This window comes from Klebsiella sp. MPUS7, assembly GCF_009905335.1.
Taxonomy (GTDB): domain Bacteria; phylum Pseudomonadota; class Gammaproteobacteria; order Enterobacterales; family Enterobacteriaceae; genus Klebsiella; species Klebsiella grimontii.
Window position 1 is genome coordinate 1,768,042 of sequence record NZ_CP047604.1, and the last position, 11,328, is coordinate 1,779,369.

8 protein-coding genes are annotated in these 11,328 nt (G+C 61.1%); 4 read left to right on the forward strand and 4 right to left on the reverse strand.

What is annotated here, in order from left to right:
• The 3 genes from mdtC to GUC22_RS08355 are packed head-to-tail and all read right to left on the reverse strand — an operon-like array spanning window position 1 to window position 7,445.
• Window positions 1–3,078, reverse strand: coding sequence for a multidrug efflux RND transporter permease subunit MdtC (gene mdtC / locus GUC22_RS08345; RefSeq protein ID WP_049089146.1), 3,078 nt, complete (start codon window positions 3,076–3,078; stop codon window positions 1–3).
• Entirely contained in the window at window positions 3,079–6,201 is a 3,123-nt protein-coding gene (locus tag GUC22_RS08350; RefSeq protein WP_134878338.1) for an MdtB/MuxB family multidrug efflux RND transporter permease subunit, read from the reverse strand.
• Complete coding sequence (locus GUC22_RS08355) at window positions 6,201–7,445, reverse strand: MdtA/MuxA family multidrug efflux RND transporter periplasmic adaptor subunit (RefSeq protein ID WP_004138669.1); 1,245 nt, start codon at window positions 7,443–7,445, stop codon at window positions 6,201–6,203. The genes GUC22_RS08350 and GUC22_RS08355 overlap by 1 nt, the downstream gene beginning before the upstream one ends.
• Window positions 7,446–7,829: 384 nt before the next feature.
• Between GUC22_RS08355 and GUC22_RS08360 the strand changes: the two genes are divergently transcribed.
• The 4 genes from GUC22_RS08360 (at window position 7,830) to GUC22_RS08375 (ending at window position 10,871) form a co-directional block, all read left to right on the forward strand.
• Window positions 7,830–8,591, forward strand: a complete 762-nt coding sequence (locus tag GUC22_RS08360; RefSeq protein WP_004138671.1) for a dimethylarginine dimethylaminohydrolase family protein — start codon at window positions 7,830–7,832, stop codon at window positions 8,589–8,591.
• A 27-nt stretch (window positions 8,592–8,618) separates the two neighbouring features.
• Complete coding sequence (locus GUC22_RS08365; protein ID WP_004122619.1) at window positions 8,619–9,392, forward strand: ABC transporter substrate-binding protein; 774 nt, start codon at window positions 8,619–8,621, stop codon at window positions 9,390–9,392.
• A gap of 64 nt (window positions 9,393–9,456) precedes the next feature.
• Window positions 9,457–10,149, forward strand: a complete 693-nt coding sequence (locus GUC22_RS08370) for an ABC transporter permease (protein ID WP_024359158.1) — start codon at window positions 9,457–9,459, stop codon at window positions 10,147–10,149.
• Window positions 10,146–10,871: an ABC transporter permease gene (locus GUC22_RS08375; RefSeq protein WP_004138673.1), complete on the forward strand. Its 726-nt coding sequence runs from the start codon at window positions 10,146–10,148 to the stop codon at window positions 10,869–10,871. Before GUC22_RS08370 ends, GUC22_RS08375 begins: the two co-directional genes overlap by 4 nt.
• Here the strand turns inward: GUC22_RS08375 and GUC22_RS08380 are convergent, their stop codons facing one another.
• The gene (locus GUC22_RS08380; protein WP_004122605.1) at window positions 10,872–11,327 is read right to left on the reverse strand and encodes an Lrp/AsnC family transcriptional regulator; all 456 of its coding nucleotides are present in this window, start codon (window positions 11,325–11,327) and stop codon (window positions 10,872–10,874) included.
• Window position 11,328: the final 1 nt, after the last annotated feature.

Consider the following 11,328-nt stretch of genomic DNA (forward strand, 5'->3'; position numbering starts at 1 on the left):
TTATTCGCTTACCGGTTGATGGACTTTTCGCGAAAAACGCAGCCGCAGACGGTCGAAGAACAGATAGACCACCGGCGTGGTGTACAGGGTCAACAGCTGACTCATCACCAGACCGCCGACAATGGTAATCCCCAGCGGCTGGCGCAGCTCGGATCCATCGCCGCCGGAGAGCACCAGCGGCAGCGCGCCGAACAGCGCCGCCAGGGTGGTCATCATTATCGGCCGGAAACGCAGCAGACAGGCCTGGAAGATGGCCTCTTCCGGCGGCAGGTTGCCGTTGCGCTGCGCCTCAAGGGCGAAATCGACCATCATGATGGCGTTTTTCTTCACGATACCAATTAATAGCATAATCCCGATGAGCGCGATTAGGCTGAACGGGGCATCGAAAAGCTCCAGCGCCAGCAGCGCGCCGACGCCGGCGGACGGAATGGTCGACAGAATGGTCAGCGGATGAACGTAGCTCTCATAGAGGATCCCCAGCACGATATAGACCGTGGCGATGGCCGCAAGGATCAGGATCACCTGCGAGTTCATGGTCTCCTGGAACACCTGCGCGGTCCCGGCGAACGACCCGCGTACGCTGGACGGCACGCCAATCTGGGTCATCGCCCGGTTGATGGCGTCACTGGCTTCCGACAGCGACTTGCCGGTAGGCAGGTTAAAGGAGATGGTCGACGCCGCCGAGAGTCCCTGGTGATTCACCGACAGCGGCGCGTTGGCCGGCTGCCATTTCGCGAAATAAGCAAGCGGAATCGGCTTGTCTTCGCTGTTGATCACAAACATCTTATCGAGGGCGCTGACGTCCTGGGTGTAGACCGGGTCGACCTGCATCACCACTTTATACTGGTTCAGCGGCTGGTAGATGGTGGAGATCTGCCGCTGGCCGAAGGCGTTGTTCAGCAGATTGTTGGCGTCCTGCACGCTGATGCCGAGCCGCGACATGGTATCGCGATCGTAGATCAGGTCCATCTCCGCGCCGTTATTCTGACTGTCGGAGTTAACGTCCGCCAGCTCCGGCAGCGCCGCCAGCGTTTTGCGGATTTTCGGCTCCCATTCCCGCAGCGCCGCGAGGTCGTCTGACAGCAGGGTGTACTGATAGCTGGCGTTGGCCTGACGACCGCCGACGCGGATATCCTGTACCGCCATCAGGAACAGGTTGGCCCCCGGCTCCTTCGCCAGCTTTTTGCGCAGTCGATCGATAATCTGCTGCGCCGTCTCATGGCGCTCATCGCGCGGCTTCAGGGTGATAAACATCATCCCGCTGTTGACCCGCGAGCCGCCGGTAAAACCGGTGACGTTGTCTACCGCCGGATCTTCACGAATGATCTTCATAAAGTCCTCCAGCTTGCCGCGCATCGCCTGGAACGAGATGCTCTGGTCCGCCTGGATGCCGCCCATCAGCACCCCGGTGTCCTGCTCGGGGAAGAAGGTTTTGGGAATCGAGATATAGAGCCAGACGCTTAGCGCGATGGTGCCGAGCAGCACCAGGCCGGTTAAGCGGCTGTGCTTCAGCACCCACTTCAGCGACTTACCGTAGCCGCCCTGAATCGCCACCAGCAGGCGGCCAAACCCGCGCTTGCGCGTCGGCTGGTGGGGCTTGCCGCTTTTCAGCAGCCAGCCGCACATCATCGGCGTCAGGGTCAAAGAGACCGCCAGCGAGATGCCGATCGCCACCGACAGGGTGACGGCGAATTCGCGCAGCAGCCTTCCCGGCAGGCCGCCCATCAGCAGCAGCGGCAGGAACACCGCCACCAGCGACAGGCTCATCGACAGGACGGTAAAGCCGACTTCCCGGCTCCCCTGCAGCGCGGCCTGCAGCGGCTTCATGCCGGCTTCGAGATGGCGGGAAATATTCTCCAGCACCACGATGGCGTCATCGACCACGAAGCCGGTGGCGATGGTCAGCGCCATCAGCGACAGGTTGTTGAGGCTGAAACCGCACAGGTACATAGCGGCGAAGGTGCCGATCAGCGATACCGGAACGGCCACCGCCGGGATCAGCGTCGCGCGCCCTGAGCGCAGGAACAGGAAGACCACGAGGATCACCAGCGCCACCGAAATCACCAGCGTTTGCTCGACTTCCTCCAGCGAGGCGCGGATGGTCGGCGAACGGTCCTGGGCGATCTGCAGATCGACTGAGGCCGGGATGGTGCGCTGCAGCTCCGGCAGGCGGGCGCGAATGCTGTCCACCGTCTCAATGATATTGGCTTCCGGCAGCTTGCGGATCATCAGCAAAATCGCCGGTTTGGCGTTAGTCATCCCGGCGTTGCGCACGTCCTGCACCGAATCGGTGACGTTGGCGACGTCGCCGAGGCGCACCGCCGCGCCGTTATTGTAGTGCACGATCAGCGGCTGGTATTCGGCGGCGGTCTTCAGCTCGTCGTTGGTCGCTACCTGCCAGCGGTGGGTCGCGTCTTCCAGCGCCCCCTGCGGTCTACGCACGTTGGCGTTGCTGATGGCGGTTCGCACCGCGTCCAGCGACACGCCCTGGTTAAACAGCGCCTGCGGGTTGAGGTCGACGCGCACCGCGGGCAGCGAACTGCCGCCGACGTCAACGTCGCCGACGCCGTCAATCTGGGCAAGGGTCTGCGCCAGCTGGGTAGAGGCGAAGTCGTACAGCTCACCCTGGGACCAGGTATCCGAGGTGAGGGTGAGGATCATGATCGGCGCGTCGGACGGGTTGGCTTTGCGGTAGGTCGGACGGCTCGGCATGCCGCTCGGCAGCAGGCTTTGCGCGGCGTTAATCGCCGCCTGCACGTCACGGGCCGCGCCGTTGATATCGCGGTCAAAGTTGAACTCGAGAATGATTCGCGTACTGCCGAGCGAGCTGGAGGAGGTCATCTCATTGACCCCGGCAATCCGCCCCAAAGAGCGCTCCAGCGGGGTCGCCACCGACGAGGCCATGGTCTCCGGCGACGCGCCGGGCAGCGAGGCGCTGATCATGATCACCGGGAAATCCACCTGCGGCAGCGGCGCCACCGGCAGCAGGCGGAAGCCGAGGATGCCGCACAGCGTAATGGCGAGCGAAAGCAGAATCGTCGCCACCGGACGATAAATGAAGAGGGCGAAAAACTTCACCTACGCCTCCTCCTCACGCCGCGGGAAGCGGCTCTTCATATACAGCGACAGGCGGTCGAACAGCAGATAGATAACCGGCGTGGTGAACAGCGTTAGCACCTGGCTGAGCATCAGGCCGCCGACCATGCCAATCCCCAGCGGTCGCCGCAGCTCCGCGCCGACGCCGGTACTGAGCATCAGCGGCAGCGCGCCGAACAGGGCGGCGAGGGTGGTCATCAGGATCGGGCGAAAACGCAGCAGACAGGCCTGATAAATCGCCTCGCGCGGCGGCATACCCTGTTCGCGTTCGGCGGCCAGCGCGAAGTCGATCATCATGATGGCGTTTTTCTTGACGATGCCGATCAGCAAGATGATGCCGATAATGGCGATAACGTCCAGCTCGCTCCCGGCCAGCCATAGCGCCAGCAGCGCGCCGACGCCCGCCGTCGGCAGGGTGGAGAGAATGGTGATCGGGTGAATAAAGCTCTCATACAGCACGCCGAGGACGATATACATCGCCACCACCGCGGCGACCACCAGCCAGACGGTACTGCCGAGCGCCGACTGGAAGGCCAGCGAGCTGCCCTGGAACTGGGTGCGGATGTCGCTCGGGAAGTCCAGCGCCTGCTCGGCGCTAAGAATCGCCTCGACCGCATCGCCCAGCGAATAGTTGTCCGGCACGTTAAACGAAATGGTGGTGACCGGGAACTGATCGAGATGGTTAATCGACAGCGGAGCAAAGCGCTGCTCGACTTTGGCGATCGCGGTGAGCGGCACGATCCCGCCGTCGCTGCTGGTGAGGCGGATATTGTCCAGCGCCGCCAGCCCCGGCGTGGCCTGGGTATCATGCTCCAGCACCACGCGGTACTGGTTCGCCTGGGTATAGATGGTGGAAATCAGACGCTGACCAAAGGCGTTATACAGGGCGTTATCGACGTCCGCCATGCTGATGCCGAGGCGGCTGGCGCTGTCGCGATCAACGTTGATATACGCCGCCAGCCCCTTATCCTGCCAGTCGCTGCTGACGTCGGAGAGCTGCGGCAGCGCCTGCAGCCGGGCCAGCAGCTGCGGGACCCAGTTGCTCAGCGCATCCAGCGAATTCGCCTGCAGGGTGAACTGGTACTGGGTCCGGCTGACGGTGGTGTCAATGGTCAGATCCTGGGTCGGCTGGAGATAGAGCTCGACGCCGGGGATGCCGCTCACCGCGTTTTGCAGACGGCCGATCACCGTCTGCACACGATCGTCGCGTTCATCCAGCGGCTTGAGGTTAATCTGCAGGCGGGCGCTGTTCAGCGCCGGGTTGGTGCCGTCGACGCCGACGAAAGAGGTCAGGCTTTCCACCGCCGGATCTTTGAGTATCGCCGCCGACACCTGCTGCTGGCGCTCGGCCATATTGGCGAACGACGCCGACTGCGGCGCCTGTAGCGTGCCCTGGATAATACCGTTGTCCTGAATCGGGAAGAAGCCTTTCGGAATAAACACCCACAGCATAATCGACAGCGCCAGGGTGCTGAGGGCTACGCTCAGGGTCAGCCACGGATGATTCAGCACCCGGCTCAGCCAGCGGCCGTAGACGGCAATCACCCGCTCAAAAAAGCGTTCGCTGGCGCGCGAGAAGCGGTTCTGCTTGCGCAGCGATTCATGGCTGAGCATGCGGGCGCACATCATCGGCGTCAGGGTCAGCGACACCACCGCGGAAATCAGAATCGCCACCGCTAGGGTGATGGCGAACTCGCGGAACAGACGACCCACGATATCGCCCATAAACAGCAGCGGGATCAGCACCGCAATCAGCGAGAAGGTCAACGAGATAATGGTAAAGCCAATCTCTCCGGCCCCTTTCAGGGCGGCGGCCAGCGGCTTTTCGCCTTTCTCGATATAGCGCGAGATGTTTTCGATCACCACGATGGCGTCATCGACCACAAAGCCGGTGGCGATGGTCAGGGCCATCAGCGTCAGGTTGTTAATCGAGAAATCGAGAAACACCATTACCGCAAAGGTGCCGACCAGCGATAGCGGCACGGCGATGCCGGGAATAATTGTCGCCGGGACGTTGCGCAGAAAGACGTAAATAATCATCACCACCAGGGCGATAGCCAGCATCAGCTCGAACTGGGTGTCGCTAACCGACGCCCGGATGTTGGTAGTGCGGTCGGAAAGCACCTGTACTTTGACTGATTTCGGCAGGCTTTCGGTCAGCTGCGGCAGCATCTGGCGGATGCTGTCGGCGGTCGAGATAATATTCGCCCCCGGCTGGCGCTGGACGTTCATGACGATCGCCCGCTGATTGTTGGCCCATGCTCCGAGCCAGCTGTTTTCCGCGCCCTGTTCCACGGTAGCGACGTCGCCGAGGCGAATCGGCGCGCCGTTCTGGTAGGCGATAATCAGCCGGCGGTAATCCTCCGCCGACTGCATCTGATCGTTGGCGGAGAGGGTAACCGCCCGCGACGGGCCGTCGAGGCTACCCTTCGCCGAATTGACGTTAGCGCTGGTAATCGCGGTGCGTACCGTTTCGCTGGTCAAGCCGAGGGCGGCGATGGCCTGGGCGTTGAGCTTGACGCGTACCGCCGGGCGCTGCCCGCCCGCCAGAGTCACCAGTCCGACGCCGGAAACCTGGGAGATTTTTTGCGCCACGCGGGTCTCGACCATATCTTCGACCTGGGTCATCGGCACGGCGGAAGAGGTGACCGCGAGGGTCATAATTGGCGGATCGGCAGGGTTCACTTTGCTGTAGACCGGCGGGTTAGGCAGGTCCGAGGGCAGCAGGTTGGTGGCGGCGTTGATGGCCGCCTGAACTTCCTGCTCAGCGACGTCCAGCGGCAGCGTGAGCTGGAACTGGAGCGTGACCACCGACGCGCCGCCGGAGCTCTGGGAGGACATCTGCTTAAGGCCGGACATCTGGCCAAACTGCCGCTCCAGCGGGGCGGTCACCGACGAGGTCATCACGTCCGGGCTGGCGCCGGGATAGAGCGTTACCACCTGAATCGTCGGGTAGTCCACTTCCGGCAGCGCCGAAACCGGTAGGAAACGATAGCCGATAATCCCGGCCAGCATAATGGCCACCATGAACAGCGTGGTGGCGACCGGGCGCATGATAAACAGACGGGATGGGCCGCCCGTACTGCTCGGCGGTAGCACTTGCATCAGGAGCGCGCTCCTTTTTTACCGTATTCGCGGCTGGTGGCTTTCGCCGGTTCGGCGGCGCTAGCCGCATTCTGGGCTTCCACCACTTCAACCTTCGCGCCTTCGGTCAGACGGTCGATACCGTCGGTCACTACGCGATCGCCGGCGGAAAGCCCGGCGTTAATCACCACTTTCAGGCTGTCCTGAATACCCGGCGTGACGGTGTGCTTGCTGACTTTGTTCTCATCGTTCAGAACCCAGACAAAATGGCCTTCGTTACCCATTTGCAGCGCGGCGGTTGGGATCACCACCGCGTTCTGCTCGGTATCGACCAGCATCCGGGCGTTAACGAACTGATTCGGGAACAGGGCATCGTCCAGGTTAGTAAAGCGCGCTTTCAGCTTGATGGTGCCGGTGGTGGCGTCAATCTGATTATCGAGGCTCAGCAGTGAGCCTTCGCTGATTTTCTGTTTATTGGTGCGGTCCCAGGCTTCGACGACCAGCTTTTTCCCCGCCTTTTGCGCCTGTACCACCGTGGCGATTTGGTTTTCCGGCAGCGTAAACACGACGTCGATCGGGTGCGTTTGCGTCAGCACCACGATCCCGGTGGTATCACCGCTGGAGATTTGGTTGCCGATATCCACCTGCTTTAAGCCGACCCGGCCGTCGATCGGCGCGGTGATGCGGCTCCAGTTCAGCTGCAGCTGGGCGCTGGCGACGGCGGCTTCGTCCGCTTTGATCGTGCCCTGGGTTTCGCTGACCAGCGACTGCTGGGTATCCAGCTCCTGACGGGAAACCAGATTGGTTTTCACCAACTGCTGGTAGCGCGCCAGATCGCGGCGGGCGTTGGCCAGGGTTGCCCGATCTTTCGCCAGCTGGCCTTCGGCCTGGGCGAGGGCGACCTTAAACTGGCTGGGGTCGATTTCCGCGAGCAGATCGCCCGCTTTAACCTGCTGGCCTTCGGTAAAGTGGATAGCCAGCAGCTGACCGTCGACGCGGCTGCGAACGGTGACGGTATTCGCCGCCGTTACCGTACCGAGGCCGGAAAGATAGCGGGGCACCGCTTCGCTGGCGGCGGTTGCCGCCTGCACCGGCGCGAGGGCGGCGCCAAAACGGCCAGCACGCCCGCCGCCGGGCCCCGGACCTGCCGCCGTTGCCGACGGCGCGTTTGCCGCTTCGCGACCCTGCCAAAACCAGTACGCGGCACCCGCGATGATTGCCACCACCAGCACGGCTGCCCAACGGCTTTTATTGCTACCTTTCATTAATTTGCTATCTCATCCTGAAACGTTTCACGGAATGATACTAGTTTAGCCAGCGAACGCTGCTTAAAAATGGAGGAATTATGAAAAGACTGTCCAGATATGTCTGTAAAAAAGGCTTTTCGCTGAGCCGTTTACGGTGAATATTTACGCGCAATTTACGCTTAGTCATTTTCGACTACCGGCCTGGCGAACAGGGCTGCTTATTACCCTCATTCGGCGCTTTCAGGGGGCCAACAGCGGAATACGTCGAACCTGAACTGATATACAGCGTGAATAAGCGGCCCGGGGAAGTGATTCAGCCTGATTGGCGGCGGCATCTGATTAATAATCAAATTCACTCACCGTTTTGCATTAAACAATGCGACCAATACCAGAGGGTTCTTTATGCATTTTACCCAGGCTATCGCCCGCCTACCGGCCGCCACCTGCGGCGCGGGACAAACTACCGCCCAACTGGGCGCGCCGGATATCGCCGCCACCACCCGCCAGTTTCTCGCCTATGTGGAAACCCTGCTGCAGCTTGGCCTGAAGGTCACGGTGCTGCCCCCGGCGGCGGATTATCCTGATGCGCACTTTGTTGAAGATACCGCCGTGGTCATGCCGGAACTGGCGGTGATTACCCATCCGGGCGCGCCGAGCCGTCAGGGCGAAGTCGATACCATTGCGCCGGTGCTGGCGGGGTTTCGTCCGCTGGCGCGGATGAGCGAGCGCGGGCATATGGACGGCGGCGACGTGCTGTTAGTGGATAAGCAGTTTTTTATCGGCCTGACGGCGCGCACCGATGAGCAGGGGATCCGCGAGTTTGCCGCCGCCGTTGAGCCGCACGGCTATCAGGTCGCGGCGATCGAAGTCAGCGCCGGTCTGCATCTGAAATCAATCGTCAACTATGTGGGCCGCAATACGCTGCTGCTGACGGAAGGCTACGTTAACCATCCGGCGTTTAGCGGTTTCAACAGCATCGTGATCCCGGAGGAGGAGGCCTACGCCGGAAATACGCTGTGGATCAACGATACCTTAATTACGCCGCAGGGCTATCCCCATACCCTCGGCGAAATCAGCAAGCTGGGAATGCCTATCGTGCAGCTCGACACCAGCGAATTTAAGAAAATGGATGGCGGCCTGACCTGCCTCTCACTGCGTTTTTAATCATCGCGCCAACACCGGGGAATCAAAATGAAAATACGCCTTGCCGCATTACTGGCCTGTATGGCGCTGAGCGCGCCGCTGGCCGCCCAGCAGTTTGACACCATCAGCTTTGGCGTCGATGGCGGCTATCCGCCTTTTGACGTGCTGGCGCCCAGCGGCGAAATCACCGGCTTTGATATTGATATCGCCAACGCGCTGTGCACCCAGCTAAAAGCCAAATGCGTTTTCGTGAAGCAGCCGTTTGAGAGCATGATCGCCGCCCTCAACGCGCATAAGTTCGATGCCATTATCGCCTCGCTCAATATTACCGATGAACGTAAAAAGGAAGTGGATTTCACCGACCGCTACTACCGCAGCGCGGCGCAGCTGGTGGCGCGCAAAGGCAGCCCGTTGCTGCCGGATGCCGCCAGCCTGAAAGGCAAAACCGTCGGCGTTCAGACCGGCTCTACCCATGAAGCGTTTGCAAAGGCCAACTGGGCCAATCATGGCGTGAAGATTGTCGGTTACGCTAACCAGGATAACGTCTACCTCGACCTGCTCTCCGGGCGCATCGACGCCGCGTTGCAGGATAATATCCAGGCGGCGACCGGCTTTATTGATACCCCACGCGGGCAGAAATTCGCCTTTGCCGGCCCGGTTATCCAGGACGGCGGCATCTCCTCCGACGTCGGGATTGCGGTCAATAAAGACAATCCGGCGCTGCGCGATGCGCTGAACGGGGCCATTAAGGCAATCCGCGCCGACGGGACCTATGACGCCATTCAGAAAAAATACTTTAGCTTTGATATTTATGGCAAATAAGTCGTAAAGGAGCGGGCGTGGGCGCTGGCCTGCGCCCCTTTACGACCTCCGCGGAAGGCTGAATATGGTCGCAGACTATTTACCCCTGTTGTTACGCGGCGCGGCGCTTTCGCTGTGCGTGATGCTCTCTTCATTACTGGTTGCTCTGCTGCTGGGGCTGATTAACTCGCTGATTAAGCTCTTCGGCCCGCCGTGGCTGCGCCTGTTTTCCACCGCCTACACCACGCTGGTACGCGGGATCCCGGAGCTGGTGATTATGCTGCTGCTGTTTTTCGGCGGCGAGATGCTGGTTAACCTGCTGCTGGGTCTGGTGGGGCTGGGGCCGGTGCGCTTCAATACTTTTATCTCCGGCGTGCTGGCGATTGGCTTTGTTTTCGGCGCCTATTACACCGAGACTTTTCGCGGCGCGTTTCTGACCGTCGATAGCGGGCAAACCGAAGCCGCGCAGGCCTACGGGATGCGACCCTGGACGGTATTCCGCCGGGTGATGCTGCCGCAGATGCTGAGCTTCGCGATCCCGGGCATCAACAACAACTGGCTGGGGCTGATGAAAGCGTCAGCGCTGGTGTCGATCCTCGGCCTTGAGGATATGGTCTGGCTGGCCGAACAGGCTGGGCGCGCCACGCAAAAGCCGTTCCTCTTCTATTTTCTGGTCTCGCTGATTTACATGGTGATTACCGCGCTCTCCAGCTGGCTGTTCAGCCGCCTGGCGAAGCGTTACGCGCTGCGCTCTTCCACGGCGGGGGCGGCCTTATGAATCTGCAAACCTTTATCGATGCGATTCCGAGCTTTTTGTGGAGCGACGGCAACGGCGCCGCCAGCGGACTGGCGGTCACGGCGGAGCTGTTTTTACTCTCCATCGTTCCCGGAATGGCGCTGGCGATAGCGATGGCGGTGGGGCAGGTGTACGGTCCGCGCGGGCTGGCGCTGCCCATTCGCGCGTTTACATATTTTTTTCGCAGCACGCCGCTCTATCTCCAGCTGATGCTGATTTACTACGGCCTGTCGCAGTTCGATATCGTACAGACGGGCTGGATGAACGACCAGCCGTTCTGGCTGCTGTTTCGCGATGCGACCTTCTGCGCCACCCTGGCGCTGGTTCTCAACACTGCCGCGTACGTTGCGGAGCTGCTGGCGGGGATGATGGTGACTTTCCCGCGCCAGGAGTGGATCGCCGGAGAAGCCTACGGGATGGGGAAATGGCAAATTATTCGCCGTCTGGTTCTGCCCGCGACCCTGAGGCGTGGGATCCCGGCGCTGAATAATGAAATGGTCTTTTTGCTGCACGCCACGTCGCTGGCCAGCACCGTGACCCTGCTGGATATTACCGGCGTGGCCCGCGCGTTCTACGCCATGACCTATTCGCCGTTTATTCCGTTTCTGATGGCCGCGGCGCTGTATCTGCTCTGCACCTTTTTGCTGATTTTCACCTTCGCGCGCGCCGAGCGGCGCTGGCTGGCGTTTATCCGTCGCGGCTAATCAGGAGCGCTTAATGGCCTGCAGTTCGGTGAGGGTGACGATTTTATCGACGTGAAACTTTTTACTGGTCAGCCAGCTATCCGCCAGCTGGCAGTAGTGCGCCATGCTGCGGCAGCCGATACGCACCAGAAAGTCGAAGCTGCCGCTGACCAGCCAGCAGTCCAGCACTTCGGGCGTCTGGCGCATCTCCTGTTCAAACACTGGCTGCGATCGCCCGTGGTCGGCCAGCGCGATTTGCGCCTGCACCACAAACGCGTGCTCCGGCTCGGGCAGTTCTACAATGGCGCTGTAGCCGCGAATAATGCCGTCGCGCTCGAGGCTGCGCACCCGTTCCAGGCACGGACGGGCGGTAAGGTTTACCTGCTCCGAGAGCTTTTGATAAGAAATGCGGCCATCCCGGCGCAGGATTTCAAGGATCTTGTGATCGATACGGTCAAGCCGGATTTTCTTTTCCACA